General features: G+C 62.8%; 28 protein-coding genes and 1 pseudogene. 19 read left to right on the top strand and 10 right to left on the bottom strand.

Annotation, left to right across the window (positions count from 1 at the left end; translation table 11 throughout):
* Window positions 1-71: 71 nt before the first annotated feature.
* From A3A9_RS0117520 to A3A9_RS0117510, 3 genes are all read left to right on the top strand, one after another.
* On the top strand, window positions 72-1064 hold the full coding sequence (locus A3A9_RS0117520) for an SDR family NAD(P)-dependent oxidoreductase (protein WP_027059933.1): 993 nt from the start codon (window positions 72-74) through the stop codon (window positions 1062-1064).
* 99 nt (window positions 1065-1163) lie between these two features.
* A complete protein-coding gene (locus A3A9_RS0117515; RefSeq protein ID WP_027059932.1) occupies window positions 1164-1910 on the top strand; it encodes an SDR family oxidoreductase in 747 nt (248 codons plus the stop codon).
* 81 nt (window positions 1911-1991) lie between these two features.
* Window positions 1992-2186 (top strand): hypothetical protein, encoded by a 195-nt coding sequence (locus A3A9_RS0117510; protein WP_027059931.1) that lies wholly within the window; start codon window positions 1992-1994, stop codon window positions 2184-2186.
* 76 nt (window positions 2187-2262) lie between these two features.
* On the opposite strand, the gene A3A9_RS0117505 is transcribed toward A3A9_RS0117510, so the two are convergent.
* Window positions 2263-2544: a hypothetical protein gene (locus A3A9_RS0117505; protein ID WP_245279060.1), complete on the bottom strand. Its 282-nt coding sequence runs from the start codon at window positions 2542-2544 to the stop codon at window positions 2263-2265.
* A gap of 354 nt (window positions 2545-2898) precedes the next feature.
* Between A3A9_RS0117505 and A3A9_RS0117500 the strand changes: the two genes are divergently transcribed.
* The 6 genes from A3A9_RS0117500 to A3A9_RS41805 all read left to right on the top strand — a co-directional run bounded on the left by A3A9_RS0117500 (window position 2899) and on the right by A3A9_RS41805 (window position 10121).
* Entirely contained in the window at window positions 2899-3762 is an 864-nt protein-coding gene (locus tag A3A9_RS0117500) for a hypothetical protein (protein ID WP_245279059.1), read from the top strand.
* Between the two features lie 343 nt (window positions 3763-4105).
* Complete coding sequence (htpG, locus tag A3A9_RS0117495; RefSeq protein WP_027059928.1) at window positions 4106-5992, top strand: molecular chaperone HtpG; 1887 nt, start codon at window positions 4106-4108, stop codon at window positions 5990-5992.
* Window positions 5993-6115: 123 nt separating this feature from the next.
* Window positions 6116-6994, top strand: a complete 879-nt coding sequence (locus tag A3A9_RS0117490) for an ABC transporter permease (RefSeq protein ID WP_033838620.1) — start codon at window positions 6116-6118, stop codon at window positions 6992-6994.
* A gap of 13 nt (window positions 6995-7007) precedes the next feature.
* Window positions 7008-7847 carry an ABC transporter permease gene (locus A3A9_RS0117485; RefSeq protein WP_027059926.1) on the top strand — a complete coding sequence of 280 codons (840 nt, stop codon included), beginning with the start codon at window positions 7008-7010 and terminating at the stop codon, window positions 7845-7847.
* Window positions 7844-8986 carry an ABC transporter substrate-binding protein gene (locus A3A9_RS0117480; RefSeq protein WP_027059925.1) on the top strand — a complete coding sequence of 381 codons (1143 nt, stop codon included), beginning with the start codon at window positions 7844-7846 and terminating at the stop codon, window positions 8984-8986. The genes A3A9_RS0117485 and A3A9_RS0117480 overlap by 4 nt, the downstream gene beginning before the upstream one ends.
* Window positions 8979-10121 carry an ABC transporter ATP-binding protein gene (locus A3A9_RS41805; RefSeq protein WP_027059924.1) on the top strand — a complete coding sequence of 381 codons (1143 nt, stop codon included), beginning with the start codon at window positions 8979-8981 and terminating at the stop codon, window positions 10119-10121. Before A3A9_RS0117480 ends, A3A9_RS41805 begins: the two co-directional genes overlap by 8 nt.
* 7 nt (window positions 10122-10128) lie before the next feature.
* Here the strand turns inward: A3A9_RS41805 and A3A9_RS0117470 are convergent, their stop codons facing one another.
* Together A3A9_RS0117470 and A3A9_RS45565 are read right to left on the bottom strand one after the other, a co-directional pair.
* Window positions 10129-11109 (bottom strand): GlxA family transcriptional regulator, encoded by a 981-nt coding sequence (locus A3A9_RS0117470; protein ID WP_027059923.1) that lies wholly within the window; start codon window positions 11107-11109, stop codon window positions 10129-10131.
* A gap of 187 nt (window positions 11110-11296) precedes the next feature.
* A pseudogene (locus A3A9_RS45565) lies at window positions 11297-11500 on the bottom strand (alpha/beta hydrolase); the annotation flags it as partial.
* Here A3A9_RS45565 and A3A9_RS45560 point away from each other — a divergent pair.
* Window positions 11447-11698: a hypothetical protein gene (locus A3A9_RS45560; RefSeq protein WP_027059922.1), complete on the top strand. Its 252-nt coding sequence runs from the start codon at window positions 11447-11449 to the stop codon at window positions 11696-11698. The pseudogene A3A9_RS45565 and the gene A3A9_RS45560 overlap by 54 nt on opposite strands.
* A gap of 39 nt (window positions 11699-11737) precedes the next feature.
* Here A3A9_RS45560 and plsY read toward each other — a convergent pair whose 3' ends face one another.
* The gene (gene plsY / locus A3A9_RS0117455; RefSeq protein WP_027059921.1) at window positions 11738-12412 is read right to left on the bottom strand and encodes a glycerol-3-phosphate 1-O-acyltransferase PlsY; all 675 of its coding nucleotides are present in this window, start codon (window positions 12410-12412) and stop codon (window positions 11738-11740) included.
* 76 nt (window positions 12413-12488) lie between these two features.
* Complete coding sequence (locus tag A3A9_RS39045; protein WP_033838645.1) at window positions 12489-13298, bottom strand: competence protein CoiA; 810 nt, start codon at window positions 13296-13298, stop codon at window positions 12489-12491.
* Window positions 13299-13836: 538 nt separating this feature from the next.
* Here A3A9_RS39045 and A3A9_RS0117445 point away from each other — a divergent pair.
* The 3 genes from A3A9_RS0117445 (at window position 13837) to A3A9_RS0117435 (ending at window position 16909) form a co-directional block, all read left to right on the top strand.
* Window positions 13837-15360: an FAD-dependent monooxygenase gene (locus tag A3A9_RS0117445; protein WP_027059920.1), complete on the top strand. Its 1524-nt coding sequence runs from the start codon at window positions 13837-13839 to the stop codon at window positions 15358-15360.
* 111 nt (window positions 15361-15471) lie between these two features.
* A complete protein-coding gene (locus A3A9_RS0117440) occupies window positions 15472-16176 on the top strand; it encodes a hypothetical protein (RefSeq protein ID WP_082222127.1) in 705 nt (234 codons plus the stop codon).
* A gap of 85 nt (window positions 16177-16261) precedes the next feature.
* The gene (locus A3A9_RS0117435) at window positions 16262-16909 is read left to right on the top strand and encodes a glutathione S-transferase family protein (protein WP_027059918.1); all 648 of its coding nucleotides are present in this window, start codon (window positions 16262-16264) and stop codon (window positions 16907-16909) included.
* Between the two features lie 15 nt (window positions 16910-16924).
* On the opposite strand, the gene A3A9_RS44850 is transcribed toward A3A9_RS0117435, so the two are convergent.
* Together A3A9_RS44850 and A3A9_RS0117425 are read right to left on the bottom strand one after the other, a co-directional pair.
* Window positions 16925-17095 carry a hypothetical protein gene (locus A3A9_RS44850; protein ID WP_161634512.1) on the bottom strand — a complete coding sequence of 57 codons (171 nt, stop codon included), beginning with the start codon at window positions 17093-17095 and terminating at the stop codon, window positions 16925-16927.
* Between the two features lie 76 nt (window positions 17096-17171).
* A complete protein-coding gene (locus A3A9_RS0117425) occupies window positions 17172-17534 on the bottom strand; it encodes a hypothetical protein (protein WP_027059917.1) in 363 nt (120 codons plus the stop codon).
* A gap of 277 nt (window positions 17535-17811) precedes the next feature.
* Between A3A9_RS0117425 and A3A9_RS0117420 the strand changes: the two genes are divergently transcribed.
* Window positions 17812-18252, top strand: a complete 441-nt coding sequence (locus tag A3A9_RS0117420; protein ID WP_027059916.1) for a hypothetical protein — start codon at window positions 17812-17814, stop codon at window positions 18250-18252.
* A gap of 130 nt (window positions 18253-18382) precedes the next feature.
* Here A3A9_RS0117420 and A3A9_RS0117415 read toward each other — a convergent pair whose 3' ends face one another.
* Window positions 18383-20005, bottom strand: coding sequence for an ABC-F family ATP-binding cassette domain-containing protein (locus A3A9_RS0117415; RefSeq protein ID WP_027059915.1), 1623 nt, complete (start codon window positions 20003-20005; stop codon window positions 18383-18385).
* A gap of 503 nt (window positions 20006-20508) precedes the next feature.
* Between A3A9_RS0117415 and A3A9_RS45220 the strand changes: the two genes are divergently transcribed.
* The 3 genes from A3A9_RS45220 (at window position 20509) to A3A9_RS0117395 (ending at window position 21707) form a co-directional block, all read left to right on the top strand.
* Window positions 20509-20724 carry a hypothetical protein gene (locus A3A9_RS45220; RefSeq protein ID WP_027059913.1) on the top strand — a complete coding sequence of 72 codons (216 nt, stop codon included), beginning with the start codon at window positions 20509-20511 and terminating at the stop codon, window positions 20722-20724.
* 288 nt (window positions 20725-21012) lie between these two features.
* Complete coding sequence (locus tag A3A9_RS0117400) at window positions 21013-21324, top strand: hypothetical protein (protein ID WP_027059912.1); 312 nt, start codon at window positions 21013-21015, stop codon at window positions 21322-21324.
* 26 nt (window positions 21325-21350) lie between these two features.
* Window positions 21351-21707: a hypothetical protein gene (locus A3A9_RS0117395; RefSeq protein ID WP_033838619.1), complete on the top strand. Its 357-nt coding sequence runs from the start codon at window positions 21351-21353 to the stop codon at window positions 21705-21707.
* Window positions 21708-21884: 177 nt separating this feature from the next.
* Here A3A9_RS0117395 and A3A9_RS0117390 read toward each other — a convergent pair whose 3' ends face one another.
* Window positions 21885-22583: an SDR family NAD(P)-dependent oxidoreductase gene (locus A3A9_RS0117390; protein WP_027059910.1), complete on the bottom strand. Its 699-nt coding sequence runs from the start codon at window positions 22581-22583 to the stop codon at window positions 21885-21887.
* Between the two features lie 425 nt (window positions 22584-23008).
* Between A3A9_RS0117390 and A3A9_RS0117385 the strand changes: the two genes are divergently transcribed.
* Window positions 23009-23638, top strand: coding sequence for a glutathione S-transferase family protein (locus A3A9_RS0117385; protein WP_027059909.1), 630 nt, complete (start codon window positions 23009-23011; stop codon window positions 23636-23638).
* A gap of 3 nt (window positions 23639-23641) precedes the next feature.
* Here the strand turns inward: A3A9_RS0117385 and A3A9_RS0117380 are convergent, their stop codons facing one another.
* Entirely contained in the window at window positions 23642-24241 is a 600-nt protein-coding gene (locus A3A9_RS0117380) for a YdeI/OmpD-associated family protein (RefSeq protein ID WP_027059908.1), read from the bottom strand.
* 206 nt (window positions 24242-24447) lie between these two features.
* On the opposite strand from A3A9_RS0117380, the gene A3A9_RS0117375 reads away from it, so the two are divergent.
* Entirely contained in the window at window positions 24448-24792 is a 345-nt protein-coding gene (locus A3A9_RS0117375) for a VOC family protein (RefSeq protein WP_027059907.1), read from the top strand.
* Window positions 24793-25043 lie beyond the last annotated feature (251 nt).

Here is a 25043-nt window from a genome sequence, read left to right as displayed (position 1 = left end):
AACAGTTCAAAAATGACAAGGCGGCCCTACCCCGTGGGACTCCTTCGACCTTAACCTCACCAAGGAGCCCCATGAAACATTCAATCGCTTTCGTCACCGGCGCAACCTCCGGGCTCGGTTATGCAGCAGCCCGCTCTCTTACCGAAGAGGGCTGGAGCGAGATCATCATCACCGGACGCAGCTTCGCTGGGGCCAAGGAAGCGGCCGCCAAACTTGCTGCGGAAACCAAACGACCGATCTTCACGCCGATGGAGCTGGAGTTGGACACACCGGCTAGCGTCCAGTCCGCGCTCGCCCAGCTGATCAATCAAGATCGGGCGATCGATCTCCTGCTGCTCAATGCCGGGATGGTCCCAGGTAAGAAGCGCGTGATCACGGCCGCCGGCATTGAGGCTTCCGAGGCTCCGCTGATGGGCCATCATCAACTGACTGTCGGGTTGCTTCGCGCCAACCTTCTCAGCCCCGACGGGCGGATTGTTATCACCAGCACGGAGCCGGCCCGCGGGGGCGTACCCATGTTCAAGTACACCGACCTGCCAGCCTTTGCGGCCAAGAGTTTCCAGGGTAACCGAACAGCCGCCGTTGAAGCCTTGATCCGCAACGGGCCAAACGTGAAGTACGCGCCCAACAATGCGTATGCCGACGCGAAGCTCATTATCGCTTGGTGGGTCGCGGCGCTGGCGCGCAGGCTACCCTCCGGCATGGCCGTGTACGCTGTCTCGCCCGGTGCGTCGAACGCCACCAACGTGGCGCGAAACGCTGGCCCGTTGTTGAAGTATCTGATGATTCCGATCGTGAACCTCATTCCCGGCATGAATCAGGCGCCGGAGATCGCGGCCCGTCGGTACCTCCAGGCGTCGGAGTTCGGAACCGACGTCTCAGGGCAATTCTTCGCCTCGGCTCAAGGGAAGTTCTCAGGCCCAATGGAGGTGCAACGCCAGCCACACCTCTACGATCGCGCCAGCCAGGAAGCCGCGTGGCTGGCCGTGGTCAAGGTCTCCGGCGTCGACTTGTCCAACCCAGCACCCTTGCGCCCACAGGATCCTAAAAAGGTTTTGTACTAAATAGTACAGAATCTCCTTGGTCGGTGTGTCTACACCTTATTATCATACAAAGTAGTTAAAAAATTACCAGACGCCCTTGGCGTCGCAAGGAGAGTACGCATGGAACGATACCAAGATAAAAAAGTAGTGATTATCGGCGGCACGAGCGGCATGGGGCTTGCGACAGCGAAGATGCTCCTCGATGGGGGCGCGAGGGTCCTGGTGACGGGTCGCTCGCAGGCGGGCCTTGAATCGGCGCGGAAAGAGCTTGGGAACGACGCTATGGTGGTTTCGAGCGACGCGAGGTCGTTGACCGACATCGACGCCCTCGCCGCTCAGGTGAAGACCGAGTTCGGCACCATCGACCTGCTTTTCGTCAACGCCGGGTTCAGCACTCCAACGCCTCTCGCGAACGTGACAGAGGCCATCTACGACGAGATGTTCAACCTCAACGCCAAGGGACCGTTTTTCGCGGTCCAGAAGCTCGCGCCGCTGATCAATCGGGGCGGCTCAGTCGTCTTCACGACCTCTGTCGCCAACGTCAAGGGGCTGCCCGGCCAGGCCACATACGGAGCCGCCAAGGCTGCGCTGCGATCGTTCACCAGGGTGCTTGCCGTAGAGCTTCTTCCCCAGGACATCCGCGTCAACGCGGTGTCGCCCGGTCCCATCGACACTGGCATCCTCGACAAGGTGTTTCCTACGGAGGAGATGCGGGCCCACGTGAAGGGGCACACAATCGGCATCATCCCGATGAAGCGCTTCGGCACCTCAGAGGAGATCGCGAAGGCCGTCCTCTTCCTCGCGTTCGACGCGACTTTCACGACCGGCCTTGAGATCCCGGTCGATGGGGGTTGGTCGCAACTCTAGAAGGCATCATCGACTGCAATCTGCGTCGCGGACGGACTTCATGTCTCTCCGTGGCGCAGCTCATGCAGCAGCGCTGCTCCAGTGGAGGCCGATGACCAACTCCCCAACCTGCTTATCACCTTTGGACAGGTCGCCGGCGCTGGTGCGACGATGTTTGCATCGCCGCGCGACAACGTGGTGCTGATGCAGCTAGCGAGCATCGCAGCATTAGCGCCCTACAATGACGTGGCTGTCAAAGGCAAAGCTGCAGAGATTTTCGGCAAAAATAAACCCTGAACGTAATTTGTCGCGGCATTCCAAGCTATGGGCAACGCGATCAATCAGAACTCGATCGATGCCGGTGTGACCGAAATCAATGCGCCACACCCTCGCTTGCGTGCAGCAACCCCCACGTCAAACCAACCCGCCCGTCGAACTGCGCCGCAAAACGCTCCGCCACCACATCCTCCAGACCGTCATCAACCAGCGCCTCGATGCTTCGCCGCATCAGGGCGAGCTGCATCTGCCTGGCGTGTTCGCGGTCGGCCTCGCGCATGATTGCCGTCACGTGGTAGGCGATGACGGGCTGGCCGAGGCACGACAGCAGCGCGTTGGCCTCGGCTGTTACAACAGTCACTGCGTCTTCGATCTTCATTCTGGCGCTCCACATCAAGAATGATGCTGACGCCTCCCCGTAAATGCGACGGTGGTCCGTCGCTTCTTTTTGAGTTCAGACTCTGCGCGAGCTGAGCGGCACAAGACTGATAGTTGCTGTCATCTGCGCCCTTTGACCAACCTGGTCTGGCCCGGAAACAGTATCCGTCAGATTTGATTCAAGGCGAATGGATAGTTAACTGATGGTTAATGCGGGCGCCTGGCTTGCCTCCCCGATCAGGATGTTTCGCCTCGACGTTTTCTGCCGCGCAATAGCCGCAAAGCTGCCTGATGGCTGCCTTGCCTGTTGATCGCCACGAAGAAAGGTTCTGTCATGCGGTTGGTCTGGACGGTCATGTTTGCACTCGCGAGCACCACGGCTTTCGCCGCCACGCCCGAGGATGATTATATCGCCGCGCGCGACAAGGCGATTGCGGCCATCGCTGCGATGGACAGCGCCAACACCCCGGTGGAAACGGTCGATGCGGCCAACGAAAAAGCCCGCGCCGATCTCGAAACGCGCCTCAACGCCCTGCTTGGGCCCTTCACGGTCAAGGATTTTCCGGCGGCCGGCACGATCAACCTGGAAAGCCTCAGCTCCTCCGATGTCGGCTTCGGCATGCTGGACGGGCTGCGCCACGGCACCGACGACGGCCCCAGCATCGTAGCCTCGACACGCGGGCTGGTCGAGCGCTGGCTCAAGTCGCGCGCCTCGGAGACGGATGCCGACCTCAAGCTACCCGCCAGCTTCGACGCGGCGCTGAAGCTCGATGCCTTCTACACCCAGGCCATCGGCAGCGACGCCGCCTTCACCGGCACGCTGGACTTTGCGCTGAAGAAGCCCGAGGGCGCCGACATGGCGATCGCGCGCCTCGGCGGCTGGGCGCAGGATGTCGGGCCGAACTACGATCAGCAGGTCGTCGTCACGATGGTCAAGGGCAACAGTGTCCTGATCGCCGAAGCGCCCGCGACACCCCCCGTCCCGAAGATCGCGGCCTGCGATGCCGGGTGGACCGCCGCCGATGCCGCCGCCCAGAAACTGGCCAAGCAGGCCACCGACGACAGCGACGAAGGCACATCCGACGCCGCCAACGCCGCCTGGGAAAAAGCCGACAACGACTTCCGCGACTGCATGGGCAAGAACCTGCCGGCGAATGCAGTGTACCCGGCGCTGCTTGCTCAAGCGCAGGCGCTGGCGGATAAGATGGCAGGGAAGTAAGTCGCAAGACGCGCACCGCGCCGACGCTGCCAATCTCCCCCGTCGAGGGGGGAGATGGCCGGCAGGCCAGAGGGGGGCGTTGGCCCGCCAACCTCTCATAGCGATTGCTGTAGCCTTTGGAAGGAAAGCTCAAGGCTGAGCCCTGCGAACAGGTGACGTCGGCGGGCCAGCGCCCCCCTCTGCCCTGCCGGGCATCTCCCCCTCAAGGGGGGAGATCGGCGGTTTAGCCGCCGGCGCCTGTTCATTGGCAGAACAGAGTTGCCAGCGCCGCCAGAAATGGTTGAAAGGAAGTCTCGCACGCGCCTCGGCGCGGCAGACAGATGAACAGCGTGGGAAAATTCGAATGACGACGGATACCAAAGCAACCGAAACCAGGGCGTTCGAGGCTGACGTTTCGCGGCTGCTGCACATGATGGTGCACTCGGTCTATTCCGATAAGGACGTCTTCCTGCGCGAACTGATTTCCAACGCGGCCGACGCCTGCGAGAAGCTGCGCTTCGAGGCGGTCAGCCATCCCGAATTGCTGGGCGATGACCCCAAGCCGCGCATCTCGATTTCGGCCGATCCCGACAACAAGCAGATCACCGTCGAGGACAACGGCATCGGCATGAGCCGCGACGACATGGCGGAAGCGCTGGGCACCATCGCCCGCTCGGGCACGCGTGCCTTTGTCGAGCGCCTTGGTTCCGGTAGCGAGGACACGCAGCTCATCGGTCAGTTCGGCGTCGGCTTCTATTCCGCCTTCATGGTCGCCGACCGGGTCGATGTCATCAGCCGCCTTGCGGGAAGCGAGAAGGCCTGGCGCTGGTCGTCCGACGGCAAGGGTTCCTACGAGATCGCCCCTGCCCCGCTCGAAGCCGCACCCAAGCGCGGCACCCGCGTCGTGCTGCATCTCATGGACGACGCCGTCTCCTACACCGGATCCTACCAGCTCGAGCAACTGGCCAAGTCGCAGTCGGGCCATGTGCCGGTGCCGATTACATTCATCGAAAAACCAGGCGCCGAGGCGCGGGACATCGCCGATGGCACGGCACTTTGGGTCAGGCCGAAGAGCGAGATCAAGGCGGAAGAATATACCGACTTCTACCGTGGCCTGTCCGGCCAGTATGACGAGCCGGCCGCCACAATCCATTTCCGCGCCGAGGGCCGGCAGGAATACTCGGTACTCGCCTTCGTGCCGGGATCGCGGCCGTTCGATCTGTTTGACCAGGACCGCAAGGGCCGCATGAAGCTCTATGTGCGCCGCGTCTTCATCACCGATGATGCCGACCTTCTGCCGCGCTATCTGCGCTTCGTGCGCGGGCTGGTCGATTCCGCCGACCTGCCGCTCAACGTGTCGCGCGAGATGATCCAGGAAAGCCCGCTGCTGGCCTCGATCCGCAAGGGCCTGACCAACCGCGTGCTCGGCGACCTCGTCAAGCTGGCCGAAAACGACGCCGACGCCTACGCGAAGATCTGGGAGAATTTCGGCGTTGTGCTGAAGGAAGGCCTCTACGAGGACCATGAACGGCGCGATCCATTGCTGAAGCTCGCCCGCTTCCACTCGACCGCCTCGGGCGAAGGCTGGCGCTCCCTTGCCGACTATGTCGCCGCGATGAAGGAAGGCCAGAAGGCGATCTTCTTCATCGCCGGCGACGACCGCGCGCGGCTCGAAGCCTCGCCGCAGCTCGAAGGGTTCAAGGCGCGCGGCATCGAGGTGCTGCTGTTAACCGACCCGGTCGACAGCTTCTGGGTGACGATGGCGCCGGACTTCGACGGCAAGCCGTTCAAGTCGGTCACGCAAGGCGTGGCTGAGCTGTCCGATATCCCGCTGCTCGACGAGGCAAAGCAGCCGGATACAGCGGCGACGCCGGAAGTCGACAGCTTCCTCGCCTTCGTCAAATCGGCGCTTGGCGACGCCGTCTCCGACGTGAAGGCCTCCGACCGCCTGACCGAAAGTGCCGTCTGCCTCGTCGCCCCCGAGCATGGCCCCGACCGGCAGTTCGAGCGGCTGATGAACGCCGCCGGCCGCCTCGACAAGGCAGCCAGGCCCATCCTCGAAATCAACCCGCGCCACGAGCGCGTACTGGCGCTGGCAAGCCTCGGCGAAGAGGACCATGCCTTCAAGGACGACGCCGCCCACCTCCTCTATGACGAAGCCCGCGTGCTTGACGGCGACAAGCCGGCCGACGCCCGGGCGTTTTCGGAGCGCCTGGCGCGGCTGATTGCGCGGGGGATTTCGAAGGGCTGAGCCAGCGCCGACCGACCGTCCCCGGCACTGGCTCAATCGCCAACTGTAGACATCGGGCCTGCGATCACCCAATCTGGCACCGGGAACAAAACAAGCGCTTCAAAGAAAGCGCGCCGGGTGCTCATGAAACGACGATGGACATTGTATGATCCACGGCTGGCCTGGATGCTCGTCGCGCCGGTGTTCTTGCTGCTGATCTTCTTCCTGGTGCTGCCGATCGCGGTGATGGCCGCATACACCTTCTTCACCTTCGTCACCGCCGGTGTGGAAACCAGCGCGTTGACGAGCGCGAACTGGCACGAATTCTTCACCGACAGCTATTATTCCGGCTTCCTTGTGAAGACGCTGAGGGTCGGTGCCATCACGGCGGTTCTCTGCGGGGTGCTGGGCTACTTCCCGGCCTATTTCATCTGGGCCACGACCTTCAAGCACAAATGGCTGCTGCTGCTCCTGCTCATCGTGCCGTTCTGGATCAGCTTCACCATCCGCACCTTTTCCTGGATCAACATCCTGGGCGAACAGGGCGTCATCAACGTCGCGCTACTGAAACTGGGGATCATCAACGAGCCGCTGCCGATGCTCTACAATGAAGGCGCGGTGATCCTCGGCATGCTGCACTTCCTGCTGCCCTACATGATCCTCAACGTCTATGTCAGCCTTGAGAGCATCGACCGCACCTTGATCGCGGCCGCCCGCTCGATGGGCTGCACCGGCGCGCAGGCATTCCGCGAAGTGACGCTGCCGCTTTCCCTGCCCGGCCTCGCGGCAGGCCTGCTGCTCTGCTTCGTGCTGGCCGCCGGCAGCTATGTGACGCCGCAATTGCTGGGTTCCGGCCGCGACGCGCTGTTCGGCAATCTGATCTACGACACCATCATGGGCGAGCTGAACTGGCCGATGGGCGCCACGCTGTCGATCGTGCTGTTCGTCGTGCTCGGCTTCTTCGCCGCTGTCTACACCCGCTACATGGGCATGTCGCAGATCGTCAAAGGGCTGGGTGGCTGATGGGGTTGGCTGGATGAAGGTGGGGCGCAAGCAGGAAGGCAGATGGGCCTGGCGGCTGACCGGCTTCGTCACGCTCTGCGTCTACATCTTCATGTTCGCGCCGATCGTGGCGACGGTGATCCTGTCGTTCAACGCCTCGATGTTCGGCGGCTTCCCGATGACCGGCTTTTCCCTGCAATGGTACGCCAAGCTGATGGCCAACGAGCAGGTGCTGACCGCCTTCCGCACCTCGCTGTGGATCGCGCTGGTCACATCAGCCGTCACCACGGCGGTCGGCGTCGTCACCGCCTTCGCGCTGGTGCGCTTCGAATTCCCCGGCAAGCAGGCGCTGAGCACGCTGGTGATCCTGCCGGCACTGGTGCCGGAAACCATTCTCGGCGTCGGCCTGCTGGTGCTGATCAAGGCGATCGACCAGCCAAGGACCATGCTCTTGCTGGTGCTCGGCCATATCCTGCTCGCGGTGCCTTATGTTGTGCTGATCACCCAGGCGCGCATGGTCGGCATCCGCCGCGTCTATGAGGAAGCCGCACTCTCGCTCGGCGCTTCGCGCTTCTCATCCTTCCGCGAGATCACCCTGCCGCTGCTCATCCCCGCCGTCGTCGGCGGTGCGCTGCTTGCCTTCACCATCTCCTTCGACAATACGTCGGCCAGCCTGTTCTGGCGGCCGGCCGGTGTCGAAACTATGCCCACCCAGATCCTGTCGATGCTCAAGATCTCGATCAGCCCGGAAATCAACGCGCTCGGCACCGTGATGATCCTGGTGACCGTCGGCATCCCGCTGCTCGGCGGCCTGATCCTGCAAAGCCTGACCAGATTGAAAAGACGCGGCCAACCAACGGAGGAAGCACGATGAAACTGACCAACAGCAAGCGGCTTGAAAGGCTGCACGACCGCTACCAGAACGGCGATGTCAGTCGCCGCACGTTCCTGACGCTGACCGCGGCCGCAGCCGCCGCGGCGGGCCTCGACATGCCCTGGATGCGCCAGGCGCTCGCCGCGGTCGAAGAGGTTCGCTTCGACGGCTGGGGCGGCACGGTGCAGGACGCGATCGACAAATATGCCTTCCAGCCTTACACGGCCAAGACCAAGCTCAAGGTGGTCCAGGGCACGTTCGGCGACGAGGATGAGATCATCACCAAGATCAAGACCTCGAAGCCCGGCGACTACCAGGTCATCCATTCCTCCGGCGTCAACTACTACATCAAATACGTCAATGCCGGCCTGACCTCGGAGATCAACGAGGCCAACATTCCCAACATGGTCAACGTGCTGCAGCCGATGATCGAGCCGTTCCGCAAGCTGACGCCAAAACTCTCGGCCGTGCCTTACGACTACGGCACGACAGGCATCGCCTACAACACCAAGGTGATCTCGCCCGAGGAAGCCAAGGAAAAGGGTGCCGCACTCCTGCTCGACAAGAAATATGCCGGCAAGGTCGGCGGCTATGACGACATGACCACGCGCGTCTGGTACGCCGCACTTGCCACCGGACAGGATCCCAACAACCTCAAGGACATGGACGCCATCTGGGCCAAGGTGCGCGAGACGCGCGACCTCGCCAAGAAGTTCTGGAGTTCCGGCGCCGAGCTGATGGACCTGCTATCCAAGGGCGAGATCGTGGTGACCGACGCATGGTCGGGCCGCGTCGCCGCCTTGCAGGACCAGGGCGCGCCGATCGGCTATCTCGATCCGGCCGGCTCCTACGCCTGGATGGAGGACATGCTGATCCTGAAGGGATCACCGATGGCCGAGTGCGAGGAGCTGATCAACTTCATGCTCGACCCGGCGACCTCGATCGCGGTGGCCGAGGGCCAGAGCTACCCGCCGTCGCTCGACCCGACAAAGGTGAAGCTCACCGAGAAGATCGAGAAGCTGCCGGCCTTCGACAAGACGGGCACGATGAAGGCGCTGACCTTCGCCGACCCCGTCTACTGGGCGACCAATGAGGACGCCTGGACCAAGCAGTGGAACAGGATCTCGAAGGGTGCCTGACAGCCAGGAACTTTCACAACCGCCCCGGCCGGCCACGGCCGGGGCACTTTCACCAGGCGAGGAAAAGCCGGCGGTCGAGTTCCGCGACATCGACATTGCCTATGGAAAGTTCGTCGCCGTGCGCGATTTCTCGCTCTCGATCGCCAAGGGCAGCTTCGTCACTCTGCTCGGCCCTTCGGGCTGCGGCAAGACGACGATCCTGCGCTCCATCGCCGGCCTGGTCGACATTTCGGACGGCCAGATCATGATCGGCGGGCGCCGGGTCGACGACGTGCCGATCTACAAGCGCAATATCGGGCTGGTTTTCCAGAGCTACGCGCTCTTTCCCCACAAGAACGTGTTCGACAACGTCGCCTTCGGCCTGAAGTACCGCAATGTGCCGAAGCCCGAGATCGTGCGCAGGGTTGGCCAGGCGCTCGAGATGGTGCGGCTGCCGGGCAGCGAGAAGAAGTTGCCGTCGCAGCTGTCGGGCGGGCAGCAGCAGCGCATCGCGCTTGCCCGCGCCATCGTCTTCGAGCCGCAGGTGCTGCTGCTCGACGAGCCGCTGTCGGCGCTGGACGCCAACATGCGCGAGGAGATGCGCGTCGAGATCAAGAAGATCCAGAAGGAAACCGGCATCACCGCCATCTTCGTCACGCACGACCAGGAAGAAGCGCTCTCCATGTCGGATCGCATCGTGGTGATGAACGCGGGCGCGGTGGAGCAGATCGGAACCCCGCAGGAAGTCTATGACACGCCGGCCACGGCCTTCGTCGCCAACTTCCTCGGCAAGGCCAACATGCTTGCCGGAACCGTGAGCCGGTCCGGGCAGGCGGTCGTGCTTGCCACCGGCCAGACGATCAACGTGGCCTGTCCAAGGCCACTTGCCGATGGCAGCAAGGTCACTGTCGTCGTGCGGCCGCAGAAACTGTCGGTTGGTGCTGCGGCGGGCGCCAACCGACTGTCTGGCCGCGTCGTCTCGGCGTCCTATCTGGGCGGCAGCGCCATCTACGAGATCGACATTGGCGGCCAGACCAACATCCGCGCCAACGCGCCAATCAGTGGCCGTGTCCTTCGCGAAGGCGAGGCGATCGACCTTGGGTTCGATCCCGAGGGCTGCGTCCTGCTCGACGAGGACGGTCAGCGAATTTCGTGATGCAGGTTCAATGCTGCGCAGCACCGGCGGACATGCGGTTGGGATGCCGCAGACGGGTTGGCGTGATGCCGGTCTGCTGGCGGAAGACGCGGCTGAAATGGCCGGCATTGGTGAAGCCGCAGCGATAGGCGATGTCGCCGATCTGCAGGTCGCTGCCTTCCAGCAGCGACTTCGCATGATGCACCCTGAGCGCCAGGTAGGCCGCCATCGGGCCGATGCCGAGTTCGGCCTGGAAAAGCCGTTCCAGCTGGCGCCGCGAAGAGTTCAGCCGGCTTGCGATCTCGGTGACCGACAGCGTCTCCTGAAGGTTGCTCTCCATCAACAGCAGCGCGCGTTTGACCGCGCGGCTCGACGCGGCTGGAAACAGATCGCCCACGGGCTGCACGTCGCGGCTGCTCCGGATGCGGTCGAGCACCAGGATCTTGGCCGCCTTTTCCGCCGCCTTGTGGCCGATGAACTGCGACACGAAATGGCCGGCAAGGTCGGCCGCCCCTGTGCCGCCGGCGCAAGTCGAGCGGCCACGGTCGACGGAAAACAGGCTGTCGGCATGCGCATTCACGTCTGGGAACTGGCTGCGAAAAGCCTTGATGTGGAACCAGCTGACGGCCGCCGCGTAGCCATCGAGCAGGCCGTAGCGCGCCAAAACGAAGCTTCCCGTGCACAGCGCCGTCAGCGGCACCCCTTTCTCGGCGGCGCGCAACAGGAAGGCCTCCTTGTCGGAGCTCAGGCTGCGGTTGGTGTCGAGCAGGCCGCCGACCACCACGACATTGTCGAAATCCTCCGGATTGCCGATCGCTTTGGTCGGCAGCAATTCGACGCCGCAGCTCGCCCGGATCGGCAGGCCGCGTTCGCCGACGATCTCCCAGTCGAACTCGATCCTGCGGCTGCGGTCACCCTCGTCGCCCGCCAGCCGCAGCGTGTCGATGAACAGCGACAGCGGCGACAGCGTAAAGTCGCGAACCAGGAGAAATGCAAACCGCCTAGCCATGGTCTTTCCGGAATCGTCCCCTCGCCTGTGCTGGAGCCTGTTATCGCCTATCGATATGGTTTGGCACAGGCCCCATCCCCGGGCTTCTCAGGAGCGGCCACCGGATGTCGGAGATGAGATCGACGATCTCGGCAGGAAAAGCCCGGGCGCCAGGCGCCCGGGCCTTTTCTTCAACAGTGATGCGGGTTCAGTTCTTGCCTACGGTGGTGGCCGCCTGCTTGATGAGGTCGGCAACGGCCTTGGGGTCGGAAACGTAGACAGCGCGGCTGCCGGGCACTTCGACCGTCGTCGCGCCGGCGCGATTTGCCATCTGGCGCTGCGCCGGCGGCGGGATCATATGGTCGTCGGTGGCCACGAGATACCAGCTCGGCTTCACCTGCCATGCCGGCGAAGCACGATCGCTGGATATGTCGGCAAGTCATCAGCTCTGGAGCGGCTTGTTCTTTATTCCGGCAGCCACGGCGGAGAGGTGATCGAGGACGCGAGCTTTGGTGAACTCGAAGAGGAACTGGCCCTCATTGATGCCAATCCCGACGAATATGTCAGGGAATTCGCCGGACATTTGCGCATACTGATCGGCATGGCATGACAGGAACGGAATCCGATCGTGTTTGTGTGAGCCAGCAATCTAGGCCTGCGGCTCCGTCCTCGATTCCGGGCTGCTCTGCCCCAAGCGCGGCTCCGTCCCGTCCAGCAACCGTCGGATGTTGGCACGATGGCGCGCGATCACGTACAGGCCGCCGGCAATCACCAGCAGCCGGTAAGGCAACGGCTGCTCCATGCCCAGGACAAGCGCGATCGCGGTCAACGCCGCCAGCATCGAACTCAGGGACACAATCCTGGACAGCGCCAGCACGATGCAGAAAACCAACGCGGCACCCAGACCAAACGGCCAGGATAGCGCCAGCAGCACGCCGAGCCCGGTCGCGGCGGATTTACCCCCGGTGAAATTCAGCCAGACCGAACGACCATGCCCCAAAAGTACGGCAAGTCCGGAAAGACACACGGCCCAGGGCACAATGGTTTGCGGATCATGCCCTGCCGGGGGCGTCAGAAACGGCAATTCAAAGAACCAGCGGGCAAAAAGGATCGCCGCGACACCTTTCAGCACATCGACCAGCAGCACTGCCAAGGCAGGCCCTTTGCCGAGCGTTCGCAACACGTTGGTCGCGCCGGTCGATCTGGAGCCATGCCGCCGGATATCAATGCCGCCCAGCAGTTTCCCCGCCAGATAGCCGCTCGGGGTGGAACCGAAGAGATAGGCGACCACCAACCCAGTCAGGCTCGCCATCCAGAAGACCATGGGATTCACCTCGATGCGGATTAGTCGCCACGACCTTACACAGCCGTGTCGGAAAAGGCAGACTTTGGGATGAAGCCTAGTACCTCCGTCGCCGAGGATTGCGAAAGAGTCCGGAGCGCGGCCGCATCGTATAGTCCCAACGACGAGCGCTGAGTTCAGCACTGACCCGCTGACGCCTCAATTCGCTGGTGACCATCCGTGTGATGGCTTGAACAGGAATGACTGCTTGCCTTGTCTGAGCAACGTCCACGAACCATGCCCGAGAAATTCCCACGACTGTGGCGTACCCATCGATGCGCCCGGGCAAGAGACACCAGAGCTTCTCCTGCATTGCACCAGGTATCTCGTTTGCTACAGCGAAGCCTTCAAAATCAAATACGACCGGCTTTGTGCATTTGACCCAAACAGAGGGCAAAGAAAGCTCTGGGCTGCGCGTGATGAACACGTGGTTTGTGTACGGTAGCCTGAATAGATTTTCTCTTTTGAGAAACCGGTGCCGATCCCTTTTCAACCGCGTCCCATTCACGATCCAGAGTAGGTTTCCATAGAAAGCCTCGCGCGCGGCCTTCTCAGGAGCAGGTAAATGTGAGTGCTGGAACTCAACAACTAGACCATTTTCGGTTATCACATCCGCGATGTGCTTCTCACCTTTCTCATCGTGACGGATGATTTCCTGCCATTTCAAAGGAAACTGGTTTTTCCACCTGCGGTGCCAAGGAGTTTCGGGCTCCCACCAAGTATCGCAGTTCCTGGCGCCGTGATGTGCCCAATGCCACACCCGTTGTGAGCCGCATTTTAATACCATCTGCTGCGAGCAACCCGGACAGTAACCCATCAATCCAGGCGAGGCCTCGCGCCGCTCGTCATTCACCAATGCAAACCGCATAACTTTCTCCATAGAGTCGCGACCACGCCGTTGCGGGTGGTAGCTGTTTCTTTTCGAGGAATGTTCGGCAGCATTGCCAGCTCTGAGCTGGCGCTGGTTCTTATTTTCGTCGACGTAAAGGGCCTACACCTATCGTCGGTTATCGTGCGACTGTCCTCAATGCCCGGCGCCGCTTCTTCTTAAGGCACAGGTAGAATGATATTTGATCGGCTTGGACAGTCAAGTTGATACGCGCCCTAGCGGCAGCGACGCGCGAGAAGTGGATTTCCGCACATTGATTCGCATGCCGGGAAGTTTCCCCTGTACCTGTTGCGGATCAATCGCCACACCCTTATATCAGCGCTGTCGGAAAAGGCAGAGTTGGTTTGGTAAGCCCAACTCCTTTCGCTAGCGAAGTCCTTCGCCAGGAAAGCTCTGGTCTCCTGCCTCGTGCATCGGATCCCCACGACGAACATCGGACGCTTGGCGTCCATTTGTTCGTCCATGTGGTTCTCGAACCGACGAACCGCTCCGGTCGAACACCGACAAGGAGTCGTTCATGCACCACCCCGTTCCCTATGATGTCATCATTGCCGGCGCTGGCCCCGTCGGCCTGTTGCTCGCCTGTGAGCTGCGCCTGGCGGGCCTTTCCGTCCTGGTGCTGGAGCAGGCCGGGACTCCGGATTCGCAGCTGAAGCGGCTGCCCTTCGGCATGCGCGGCCTTTCCGTGCCCACCATCGAGGCCTTTGATCGTCGCGGCCTGCTGGACGACATCGCAATGCCGCAGCAAAAACCTTCTACCGGCAAAGACAGCCAGGAGAAAAAAGAGCCGCGCCGCCAGGCCGGCCATTTCGCAGGTATCGCTTTCGACCATGACAATATCGACAGCGCGAGGTGGCCCTATCGCCTGCCGGGTCCCGCCGGCACCAATATGGCGGCCGAGATGGAGCATATCGAAATCGCGCTTGCCGCGCGCGCCGGCGCGATGGGCGTCGAGATCAGACGCGGCCTGGGCGTCGAAAGCCTCGACCAGTCGGACGACGGCGTCACCGTTCGCGCCGGCAACGAGACCTTTCACGCACGCTGGCTGGTCGGCTGCGACGGCGGCCGCAGCACCGTGCGCAAGGCGGCTGGCTTCGAATTCACCGGCACCGATCCCGAGTTCACCGGCTATTCCGTCGAAATCGAGATGGCGGATCCCGACACGCTCGGCCAGGGCCGCATCTACACGCCGACCGGCATGTATTTTCAGTCGCGCCCCGGCACCATCGCCATGGTCGAGTTCGACGGCGGCGCCTTCCACCGCAGCCAGCCAGTCACACCAGAGCATGTGCAGGCGGTGTTGCGCCGCATCTCCGGCACCGACGTCACCGTGACCGCGCTGAAGCTCGCCACCACCTGGACCGACCGCGCCTATCAGGCGACCGCTTACCGCAAAGGCCGCGTGCTGCTTGCCGGCGACGCCGCGCACATCCATTCTCCCCTGGGGGGCCAGGGCCTGAACCTCGGGCTCGGCGACGCGATGAACCTCGGCTGGAAACTCGCCGCCACCATCCGCGGCGACGCGCCGGCCGGCCTGCTCGACAGCTATTTCGGGGAACGCCATCCGGTGGGCGCACAGGTGCTCGACTGGTCGCGCGCCCAGGTCGCGCTGATGCGGCCGAGCCCGAACTCACGTGCGCTCGAAGCCATCATCCGCGACCTCATCGCCACACGCGACGGGGCGACCTATTTCGCCGAGCGGGTATGGGGTATATCGGTCCGTTACGACCTTGGGCGCAGCCATCCGCTCACAGGCCGCAGCGCGCCCGACTTCGAGCTGGCCGACGGCACGAGGCTCGGAGAACGCTTGAGGAATGGGCGAGGCTTGTTTCTGGACTTCGATGCCAGCCCTGCCCTGCAAGCGCTTGCGAGCCGCTGGAGCGGACGGATGACCTATATCGCCAGCAATGCCCGGGAGCGGCTCGGCCTGAGCGCCCTGCTCGTGCGCCCCGATGGCTTCGCTGCCTGGGCCACTGATGGTGAGCCTGACATGGAGGGAGCCGCTCAGGCTGTCTCGCGATGGTTTGGCAAACCCGAATAGGATCGACCGTCCTCCGCCTCCACTCGATAAAGGAACTGTTTGAGCCTGATTTCGGTTGTCCGCTGTGCGAACTAACGTTCCATGAGGGCATCTGATGGGCGAAAAGGAAACATGGCAGACAAGAAACGTAGTTCCCTGCGCAAGATCGTGAGCGGCATCGTCGCGGCAATTGCCGCCACTCCAGATCGCAAATCCGAGCGCGGCAAAGCGTCATTGGTCGCCGAATGGCCGCTGCCGCCATCGGCAACGCTTGGCTCCTCCATGCGCCTCAAAGGCATCGAACGCGAAGTTCGAGCCCGCTTGCAATGGGCGGTGCGGAAATTCGCCAAGGCAGAGACGGGCCGCATTGTCTTGCGCATGCTGAAGACCGACGCGGATGCGTTCGAAGCTGCCTCGGCAACCATCTCCAGGACGCTCGAGGGGATCGAAGCCCTGCCCGTGCTGCCGCGCGAGGCAGAGGACATTCTCACTATCTCCGCCCGCGAGCGCCACAAATGGCTGAGGGATGGTCGCCTGAAAAGCATCGGCACGCGCACGGTCAAGATGCGCGGCCGATCCAAGGCCGTCACCTTCCACGTCTTCGACCCACGCCACATCGAGGACATTCTCGATCGTGACCTGGCGACAGGCTGGCGGGAGGAGGATGCGCAGGAAGTCACCGAGAACAGACGGCGCGGCGCCGGCAAGGCCGCGCTGACGCGGGCGGGAAAGCGGGAGCGCACGGCCCGCAGCGCCAGGAAATCGGGAAAGGATGACGCTTCGCAGCCAAAGCTGGAAGGCTGGGACACATTCGAGGCGGAAGGCCTGCTGCGCTAAAAAACGAGGCAGCTTGTCGGTAATTGCACCGGTCGTTCGTCCTGTGTGTGCAAGCACCAAACCGGACACCACGCGGAGCCTTCCAATGATCCCCACCATCACAGCCTTTGAACGCTCGCCCGACGGCGGCAAGGGACTGGCGCGCGATACGCGCGTTCGCTGGGCCCTCGAGGAAGTGGGCCAGCCCTACGAGGTTCGGCTTGTTTCCTTCGCCGATATGAAGGCGCCTGAGCACCTGGCCATCCATCCCTTCGGCCAGATCCCCACCTATGAGGAGGGATCTCTCAGCCTCTTCGAGACCGGCTCGATCGTCTTTCATCTTGCCGAGCGGCATGCCGGCCTGCTGCCCGGGGATCGCGATGCCCGCGCCCGTGCCATCACCTGGACGTTTGCCGCGCTCAACACCGTCGAGCCGCTGGTCCTCGATTTGACGAACGCCAGGATATTCGAAGCCGACAGGCCCTGGGCTCAGCAGCGCCTGCCACTGGTGAAGGACCGTATTCGCGCGACACTGGACAAGCTCTCGGCCTATCTTGGCGCCGCGGAATGGCTCGATGGCGCGTTCAGCGCGGGCGATCTGTTGATGGTATCGGTGCTGCTTCGACTGAGAATGTCAGGCATTCTGGACGAATATCAAAACCTGGCTGCCTATGTGGCGCGCGGCGAAGCCCGGCCAGCTTACGTCAGGGCCTTCGCCGCGCAATTGGCGATCAACGCCCCGTCAAAGAGCTGACGCTATCGAACCCGATCAGCGTTCCTGCGACCAAGCCCCCAGGCCGGCCATGTCAGTCAGGCGGATCGCGGCCAGAGTGTCGATTTCCCTGGAGATCGGCGTCTGCCGGATGGTCTGCGCTTCGGGTTCGCTCTTGGCGGTGATGAAACGGGCCTGGCCAATCATGGCTCGAACGGCGGTCAGCATGTGCGATGTCCCTTCGCTTGTCCTGACGCCAACAACCTGCCCGACGCATTTTCGTTCCAGCGCCAGGACAGCATGGCTACGGATATTTCGCCTTTGCGACCGCCGGGCTCAGATCGCCCTCCAACTCTTTCGGCAGGGGAAGGCTAGAGCACTGCAGGTGCACGTTGCGGGCGAACAGCTTTCGATGCTTCTGCTCGGCCTCCTTGGTGGCCGCGATGATGCCCAACCCGTAGGGGCCGAGTGCCGCGAATTCCCAGCCCGGGTGCTGTTTTTCGCGAACCGCGTAGTCCGAAGCCGCGGTGCGGGCCTGCTGGCATTGCGGAGACGCCCATTTCGGATCCTGCTGCGAGAGCGAGGCGCCATAGTCGACCGGAGAGGTCGCGCATCCCCCCAATGTTGCGGCCAATGCGGCCATGGCAATTTCCAGCGCAATTCTCATTCGAAGCCCTTCCCCGTCAGTCGCATCATCTTAAATTCCGCATGACCGGAGCGAAATGGGGAATGCCGAGAATCTTGCGGAACCCGCCGTGCCAATCACGTATACGCGATATCAAGCCCTTGCGCTTGCCTTCGGCCTCGCTTCGTGGCGATCTTCCCGCAGCCCGATTCGAGCCGCATGGCTGGAACCAAATGACGGGTGAAACTGTTCAGTTGAAACTTTGACACGACGCTGACATCCAAGCCGGCAAAGCGGCCACCCTGAGGAGCTCCCCATCATGAACATTTCGTCCGGATTTCGTAAAATCGCGGTTGCCGCCATCGCCACTGCCGGCATCGGCTTTGCCAGCGCAGCACATGCCGACAGCGGCACGATCCGCTTCGCCGTCTACAAGGCGGCCTTCTTCATCGGCGGCTCCGGCGGCGAAGGCACCTTCACCTTCCACGGCAAAACCTACCCGATCTCCATCGGCGCCGTGTCGGGCGGCCTCGCCTTTGGCGTTTCCAAGACCTATTTCCACGGCACGGTGCGCCACATCGGCCGCGCCCGCGATGTGACGGGTGTCTACGGCGCGGCGGGTGGAGGCGGCACGATCGGCAAGGGCGCCCAGGTGATCCTCATGACAAACGACAAGGGTGCCCAGCTCGAACTCACCGGCAAGCAGGTTGGCCTGCAGGTCAACGCCGATCTCAGCGGCTTTGCCATCTCGCTGAAGTAAGGGCGTTGGCCTGCAGGTCAACGCCGATCTCAGCGGCTTTGACATCTTGCTGAGGTAAGGGCCTCGTCCCTTTCAGGGGCAGGCTGATACAAAAGAGGGCGGCGTCGGCTCGACGACCGCCCTTATTTTGTCAGCTCCGCAAGCCCGGCGCTTCCTGCCCCGTGCGCTCGACATATTCCGTGTAGCCGCCGCCATAGGTGTGGATGCCTTCCGGCGTCAGCTCCAGCACGCGGTTCGACAGTGCTGCCAGGAAATGCCGGTCGTGCGAAACGAACAGCATGGTGCCTTCATATTGCGACAGCGCCTCGATCAGCATCTGCTTGGTGGCGATGTCGAGGTGGTTGGTCGGCTCGTCCAGCACCAAGAGGTTAGGCGGATCGAACAGCATCAGCGCCATCACCAGCCGCGCCTTCTCGCCGCCTGACAGCACACGGCACTTCTTCTCGATCTCGTCGCCGGGAAAGCCGAAGCAGCCGGCAAGCGCGCGCAGCGGCGCCTGGCCTGCCTGCGGAAACGCGTCTTCCAGCGTCTGGAACACCGTGCGCTCGCCTTCCAGCACCTCCATGGCGTGCTGGGCGAAATAACCCATTTTAACGCTCGGGCCCCGCGCCACCGTGCCGGTGTCGGGGTCGGAAGCGCCGGCCACCAGCTTCAACAGCGTCGACTTGCCGGCGCCATTGACACCCATGATGCACCAGCGCTCGCGGCGGCGGACCTGGAAGTCCAGCCCCTCATAGATGGTACGGCTGCCATAGGCCTTGTTGACGTTCTTCAAGGTGACGACATCCTCGCCGCAGCGCGGCGCCGGCTGGAATTCGAAATTGACGATCTGGCGGCGCTTGGGCGGCTCGACGCGGTCGATCTTGTCGAGCTTCTTCACCCGGCTCTGCACCTGGGCGGCATGCGAAGCGCGCGCCTTGAAGCGCTCGATGAAGGCGATCTCCTTGGCCAGCATCGCCTGCTGGCGCTCGAACTGCGCCTGCTGTTGCTTGTCGGCGATCGCCCGCTGCTGCTGGTAGAACTCATAGTTTCCCGAATAGGCGGTGAGCGAGCCGGCATCGATCTCGACGATCTTGTTGACGATGCGGTTCATGAACTCGCGGTCGTGCGAGGTCATCAGCAGCGCGCCGTCATAGCCTTTGAGGAATTGTTCCAGCCAGATCAGGCTTTCCAGGTCGAGATGGTTCGATGGTTCGTCGAGCAGCATGACGTCGGGCCGCATGAGAAGAATGCGCGCCAGCGCCACACGCATCTTCCAGCCGCCGGAGAGCTTGCCGATATCGCCGTCCATCATCTCCTGGCTGAAGCCGAGACCATCCAGCACCTCGCGGGCGCGGCCGTCGAGCGCATAGCCGTCGAGCTCCTCGAAGCGATGCTGCGCCTCGCCGTACTTTTCGATGATCTCGTCCATCCTGTCGGCCTGGTCCGGATCGGCCATCGCCGCTTCCAGCTCCGCCATCTCGGCCGCCACGTCGCTGACCGGTCCGGCGCCGTTCATCACTTCGGCGACAGCGCTGTGCCCCGCCATGTCGCCGACATCCTGGCTGAAATAACCGATGGTAACGCCGCGATCGACCTGCACCTGGCCTTCGTCGGGCTGCTCCTGGCTGGTGATCATGCGAAACAGCGTCGTCTTGCCGGCGCCATTGGGTCCGACAAGGCCGACCTTCTCGCCCTTCTGCAATGAGGCAGAAGCCTCGATGAAGACAAGCTGACGGCCGTTCTGCTTGCTGATGCTTTCAAGTCTGATCATGGGTGGTCCGGGGGTTCAAGCGGATTGGAGGATTTGCCCGCGCCCTTACGCGAAGGATGGTGCCGGGGGAAGAGGCAGAAACGACGCAAAGGACCGCGCTGAAGGCTGCGGTATCATCGTGGCACCTCCAGGTCGCCACACAACGCAAGGCGACGTTCACGACAAAGCTATGGCATTCGATGGCTGCCCCGCTTGGCATTTCGCCCCCTGCCGCTACAGTCGCACAGTCGGATGCAAAGGCGGCCGTCACCCGCGGCGAATATTGCTACCGGCCCAGTCTGTAATTGAATGAGGCCGTCGAAACGTAAATCAATACCGCCCAGGCCAACGCGACGCGGGTCGTCGAGGCAACGGCGCTTCAAAAACGGGGCAAGTCGGTTTTGTGCTGAACCCAAGCAGGCACAAGGCATCTGGACCTTCGCCAACGCCCTGAAGCTTCCTGGCGTGACACCGGTTGATCTCAACCAATGACCATCAATCCTTTCAAACAAGGAAAGCCCCTCATGAACAAGACCCTTCTCTCAGCTCTCGGCCTGGCCCTCGCCCTGATCTTCGCGGCGCCGGTTCTCGGCACCACGGCCGCCAACGCCGCCGCGACCACCGCTGCCGCGACCACTGCCGCTCCGATGGCCGCAGCTGCTGTGAAGGCGCTGCCGGTTAGAAAAAGTGATAAGTATGCCAAGAAGCACACCGCCAAGAAACACAGGCGAATTGCTTGATCACCTCTTCTTCCTGACTAGCTCCCCAGGAAAGGGCCGCCCCGCAAAGGCGGCTTTTTCCTTAGGACCGAGGTCGCACAGCGCCGCCTCTCCGACACATCAGGTTGGCGAAGGCCGACGCGCCATCCGATCTTGCTCCAGGGCGAAATCGGCAGCTTCACCGCCAGACACACTTCAGAAACAAGATTCAACATGCGGGAAAAACTGAGGAAAACATCGCCTGTCAAAACCATCCTCGTAGCAACCGATCAGCGGTCGCCACGTGAACGCAAAGAGATGGCCCCGACAATGCAAAGACGTTCGACCAGATGGATGGCTGCCCTGACCGGCATTTCGCTTGCCATGCTTGCGGTCGCACAGTCGGGCGCGGCAGCGGCGGTTACCCGGAGCGAATATTGCAGCCGGCTCGGTCTTCAACTCGACGGAGCCATCCAGACCAAAGCCCAACCCGGTGCCAGTGCGAGTGAGATCGCCGAGGCAACGGCACTGCAGGACAAGGCGAACCGGTTCTGTGCCGAGCGCAAGCAGGCGCAAGGCATCCGGACCTACGCAAACGCCCTGAAACTGCTCGGCGTGACGCCGGTCGACCTCAACCAGTGACAGCAACCCTCGAAGGAAAGCAATCCATGAACAAGCCCCTCCTCTCCGCGCTCAGCCTGGCCATCGCTCTCGGTCTGGCAATGCCTGTCATCGGCACCGCCAATGCGGCGGCCACGACCACCACCACGACGACCGCTCCGGCAACGACGACCGCCCCCGCGACCGCTCCGGCGACGCCCGCTCCGGCGGCTGCCGCTGCCGTGGACGCGGCGAAGACGCCGGTCACGGCGGCCGCGCACAAGCGTCACCGCCACCACAAGAAGCACCACCGGCATGGGCACAAGCACGCTCACCGGCACGCGCACAAGAGGCACGGCCACAAGCACGTCGCCCGCAAGCACCACCACAAGAAGCACAGCCACAAGCACGCCAAGGCTGCTTAAGCTGCTCTGACTTCTCTCTGACTTCCTCCCGGGAAAAGGCCGCCACTCGCAGAAAGCGAGGGCGGCTTTTTCTTGTGCGCGATTGAGGCGAGGCAGTCCGCCGGACAAGTGTAAAAACAGACACTTGCAGCAATTCAGCGATTCAGATGATGAGCTGCTTGACGCGACGCTGGGTTTTCACCACGGCAGCCTCTTGCCATCGCGAAAAAAGCCACCGGTCGGGCCGTCATCCGGCAAGGTCGCGGCCCACACGATGCCGGCGGCACCTTGCGCCACCGGGCGTCCGCCCGCCCCGCCCATGTCGGTGGCGACCCAGCCTGGGCAGATGGCGTTGACCAGCACGCCGGAGCCGCGCAGTTCGCCCGCCAGCACGCAGGTCAGCGCATTGAGCGTCGCTTTCGAGGTCGAATAGGCCGGCGCCCCCGCCCCCATCGAGGCCAGCGAGCCGCCTTCCGAGGACACATTGACCAGCCTGCCATGACCGCCCGCCACGAGCAGAGGCGCGAAGGCGGACGCCGTCCGCCAGACGCCAAAAACATTGGTCTCGAACGCCTCGCGGATCACGGTCCAGTCCGGCCGCAAGGCGCGCGCGCCGCTGTCATAGTGGATGGCGGCATTGTTGATCAGCACGTCGAGCCGGCCGAAGCGGCGCTCGACTTCGGCGGCCGCCTGCATTGCTGCTTCTGGTGCGGCGACATCGAGCGCGATGGCCTCGACATGGCCATCGAGCCCTCTCACCGCCGCCTCGCCCTTGGCGAGATCGCGCACGCCGAGCAGAACGGTGAAGCCAAGTTTCGCCAGCTGGCGGCCGGTTTCCAGGCCGATGCCGCGATTGGCACCGGTGATGAGGGCGACTTTGTTGGGGTGGGTGGTCATGGGCCGCTCCTGGATTTCGATTGCTTGAAGAGAAAATGGCACGGGCGGAATTGATTGATTAGGTGGCCGAGGGTGCAATCATTGTGCGAGTGGGTGCATGAGTTGATTGCGGGCTAGTTTCCAACGTTGCATTCCGTGGCGCCCCCCTCTGTCCTGCCGGCCATTTCCCCCTCAAGTGGGGAGATTGGACGTCGCTGCGGCCTTCGCCAATCGCCAACGTTGCAGGATAAGCGGCAATATAGAAGCTTCTGATCTCCCCCCTTGAGGGGGAGATGGCCGGCAGGCCAGAGGGGGGCGTTCAAGCACCGACATATCCCATTCCGCTCAACTGCACCGCGCATTGGCATCTCGAACGCTCCACCGCATGAATCGGGTGTCGCCCGACATCTCACCATGCGATCGTCGCCCATCAAAAGGGATCGGCCATGCTCACGCTTCACGATTATCTGCCATCGCAAAATGGCTGGAAAGTCCGGGTCCTGCTCGGCCTGCTGAAGATCCCTTACGAGACCAACATCGTCTCGATTTTCGAAGGCGAGAGCCACACCGACGCTTTCCTCGCCCTCAACCCGGCCGGGGCCGTTCCCGTGCTGCTGCTCGAAGACGGCAGCGCCATCGCCGAATCCAATGCGATCCTCACCTACCTCGCCGAAGGAACACCGTTCCTGCCGGCCGACCGCTATCGGCGCGCCAAGATCATGCAGTGGCTGTTCTTCGAGCAATACAATGTCGAGCCCGTCATCGGTTCGCTGCGCTTCTGGACCTTGACCGGACGGCTCGAGCGCAACCAGGCCATGGTTGCCGGCAAGCGCGAGGCCGGCGCGCGCACGCTCGCCGCGCTGAACCGCAGCCTTGCCGACACGCCGTTCCTCACTGGTAATGACCTGACCATTGCCGACATCGCCATCTATGCCTACAGCCACCGCGCCGAGGATTGCGGATTCTCTCTTGCGGACCAACCGGCATTCCTCGCCTGGACCGGCCGCGTACACGACGCCATCGGCCAGGGCTACCCCGTCCACCCCTACAGCATCGACCCACATTCCGGTGCCTGAGGGCTACTTCTTCCCCTGCGGATAGATCGTCTCGCCGCGCTTCAGCATCGCGACGAAGGTCTCGATCTTCTTCTTGCGTCCGGCCTCGGTCTTCATGTTGTGGGTGCGGAAGGCGAGCGAGAAGCGGTTCTGCGCGCTGAGTTTTTCCAGCATCGCTTTTGCCGCCGGTTCGGCGTCGATCGCGGCCTGCAGATCATCGGGGATTTTCATCTCCTTGCCGCTGCCATAGGCGCGCGCCCAGCGCCCGTCGGCCTTGGCTGCCTCGACCTGTTTCAGCCCATGCCCGGTCATGCGGCCCTCCTCGATGAGCCGCGCGACATTGTCGATGTTGATCTTGCTCCAGATGCTCTTCTTGCCGCGCGGCGTGTAGCGCTGGAGAAAACTGTTCTCGTCCAGCCCCTTGCGCACTGCATCTATCCAGCCGAAGCACAGCACGACGTCGATGGCTTCCTTGGGCGTGATCGACTTCAGGCCTGAGCCCACCTTGTGGACCTTGATCCACAGTTCGGTTTCGGAGGCGTGGTGCTGGCCGAGCCAGGCGTAGAAACTCGCTGGGTCCGGAAACTCCCGCACCCTGTCGGGATCGACCTTGACCGGCGCCATCAGGCGGCCTGCCGGTTCTGTGTTGCGGCTCGCGCCATCATATCTCCTGCAATCACCGTCGTCCCCGCGCCATCGACACCGGCCAATACAATGACACGGCCAACTGTCAGTTTCCGTCAGCATCGTGCCACGCCACGGCAGCCAACGGAACGCACCATGCATCGCTGCGTTGCGGCTTCAGTGCAACCGTTGGATGGAGGTTCCCGATGGCGATCCAGACCATTTTCGCTCATGTCAGTTGCTCCGACCTCGAGGACAGCATTGGCTGGTACGAAAAACTCTTCGGCAAGCCGCCGCTGCGCCGGCCGATGCCGGGGCTCGCCGAATGGCAATTCACCGACAGCGCCGAGGTGCAGCTCTTCGAGGACACGGAGAAAGCCGGTACCTCGACACTGACGCTTGGCGTGCTGACGCTGGCGCCGGAAAGGCACAGGCTGGTGGATGCGGGCCTCGATCCCGGCCCGATCGAGCAAGCGACGCATTTCTGGATCATGCGCATGCGCGATCCCGACGGAAACCTGGTTGTGTTTGCCAGTGCGGAGAGAGAATAGAAAAGCAGGCGTTCGTCGGCGCCCCCCCCTCTGTCCTGCCGGACATCTCCCCCACGAGGGGGAGATTGGATGTCGCCCCGGCTTTCGCCAATCACCAACGTATTCAAAAGGGCGCTGAGGCTGAGGCTGCCAATCTCCCCCATGTGTGGGAGATGTCCGGCAGGACAGAGGGGGGCGCTCAGGCGCAATCTGGCCAGTTTCCATCCCTCACCGCACCACCATCGGACTCTCCGATGGCACCATCGGTTTCT

Source organism: Mesorhizobium loti CJ3sym, from assembly GCF_000472785.1.
GTDB classification, from domain to species: domain Bacteria; phylum Pseudomonadota; class Alphaproteobacteria; order Rhizobiales; family Rhizobiaceae; genus Mesorhizobium; species Mesorhizobium loti_E.
This window is presented reverse-complemented; position numbering and strand designations above follow the sequence as displayed.

Excerpts from the sequence above, each read along its gene's own strand:
- A3A9_RS0117520 (WP_027059933.1), top strand. The coding sequence starts at position 72 with ATGAAACATTCAATCGCTTTCGTCACCGGCGCAACCTCCGGGCTCGGT.
- A3A9_RS0117515 (WP_027059932.1), top strand. The coding sequence starts at position 1,164 with ATGGAACGATACCAAGATAAAAAAGTAGTGATTATCGGCGGCACGAGC.
- A3A9_RS0117505 (WP_245279060.1), bottom strand. The coding sequence starts at position 2,544 with ATGAAGATCGAAGACGCAGTGACTGTTGTAACAGCCGAGGCCAACGCG.
- A3A9_RS0117500 (WP_245279059.1), top strand. The coding sequence starts at position 2,899 with ATGTTTGCACTCGCGAGCACCACGGCTTTCGCCGCCACGCCCGAGGAT.
- htpG (WP_027059928.1), top strand. The coding sequence starts at position 4,106 with ATGACGACGGATACCAAAGCAACCGAAACCAGGGCGTTCGAGGCTGAC.
- A3A9_RS0117490 (WP_033838620.1), top strand. The coding sequence starts at position 6,116 with ATGAAACGACGATGGACATTGTATGATCCACGGCTGGCCTGGATGCTC.
- A3A9_RS0117485 (WP_027059926.1), top strand. The coding sequence starts at position 7,008 with ATGAAGGTGGGGCGCAAGCAGGAAGGCAGATGGGCCTGGCGGCTGACC.
- A3A9_RS0117480 (WP_027059925.1), top strand. The coding sequence starts at position 7,844 with ATGAAACTGACCAACAGCAAGCGGCTTGAAAGGCTGCACGACCGCTAC.
- A3A9_RS0117470 (WP_027059923.1), bottom strand. The coding sequence starts at position 11,109 with ATGGCTAGGCGGTTTGCATTTCTCCTGGTTCGCGACTTTACGCTGTCG.
- A3A9_RS45560 (WP_027059922.1), top strand. The coding sequence starts at position 11,447 with ATGGTCGTCGGTGGCCACGAGATACCAGCTCGGCTTCACCTGCCATGC.
- plsY (WP_027059921.1), bottom strand. The coding sequence starts at position 12,412 with ATGGTCTTCTGGATGGCGAGCCTGACTGGGTTGGTGGTCGCCTATCTC.
- A3A9_RS39045 (WP_033838645.1), bottom strand. The coding sequence starts at position 13,298 with ATGCGGTTTGCATTGGTGAATGACGAGCGGCGCGAGGCCTCGCCTGGA.
- A3A9_RS0117445 (WP_027059920.1), top strand. The coding sequence starts at position 13,837 with ATGCACCACCCCGTTCCCTATGATGTCATCATTGCCGGCGCTGGCCCC.
- A3A9_RS0117440 (WP_082222127.1), top strand. The coding sequence starts at position 15,472 with ATGGCAGACAAGAAACGTAGTTCCCTGCGCAAGATCGTGAGCGGCATC.
- A3A9_RS0117435 (WP_027059918.1), top strand. The coding sequence starts at position 16,262 with ATGATCCCCACCATCACAGCCTTTGAACGCTCGCCCGACGGCGGCAAG.
- A3A9_RS44850 (WP_161634512.1), bottom strand. The coding sequence starts at position 17,095 with ATGCTGACCGCCGTTCGAGCCATGATTGGCCAGGCCCGTTTCATCACC.
- A3A9_RS0117425 (WP_027059917.1), bottom strand. The coding sequence starts at position 17,534 with ATGAGAATTGCGCTGGAAATTGCCATGGCCGCATTGGCCGCAACATTG.
- A3A9_RS0117420 (WP_027059916.1), top strand. The coding sequence starts at position 17,812 with ATGAACATTTCGTCCGGATTTCGTAAAATCGCGGTTGCCGCCATCGCC.
- A3A9_RS0117415 (WP_027059915.1), bottom strand. The coding sequence starts at position 20,005 with ATGATCAGACTTGAAAGCATCAGCAAGCAGAACGGCCGTCAGCTTGTC.
- A3A9_RS45220 (WP_027059913.1), top strand. The coding sequence starts at position 20,509 with ATGAACAAGACCCTTCTCTCAGCTCTCGGCCTGGCCCTCGCCCTGATC.
- A3A9_RS0117400 (WP_027059912.1), top strand. The coding sequence starts at position 21,013 with ATGCAAAGACGTTCGACCAGATGGATGGCTGCCCTGACCGGCATTTCG.
- A3A9_RS0117395 (WP_033838619.1), top strand. The coding sequence starts at position 21,351 with ATGAACAAGCCCCTCCTCTCCGCGCTCAGCCTGGCCATCGCTCTCGGT.
- A3A9_RS0117390 (WP_027059910.1), bottom strand. The coding sequence starts at position 22,583 with ATGACCACCCACCCCAACAAAGTCGCCCTCATCACCGGTGCCAATCGC.
- A3A9_RS0117385 (WP_027059909.1), top strand. The coding sequence starts at position 23,009 with ATGCTCACGCTTCACGATTATCTGCCATCGCAAAATGGCTGGAAAGTC.
- A3A9_RS0117380 (WP_027059908.1), bottom strand. The coding sequence starts at position 24,241 with ATGGCGCCGGTCAAGGTCGATCCCGACAGGGTGCGGGAGTTTCCGGAC.
- A3A9_RS0117375 (WP_027059907.1), top strand. The coding sequence starts at position 24,448 with ATGGCGATCCAGACCATTTTCGCTCATGTCAGTTGCTCCGACCTCGAG.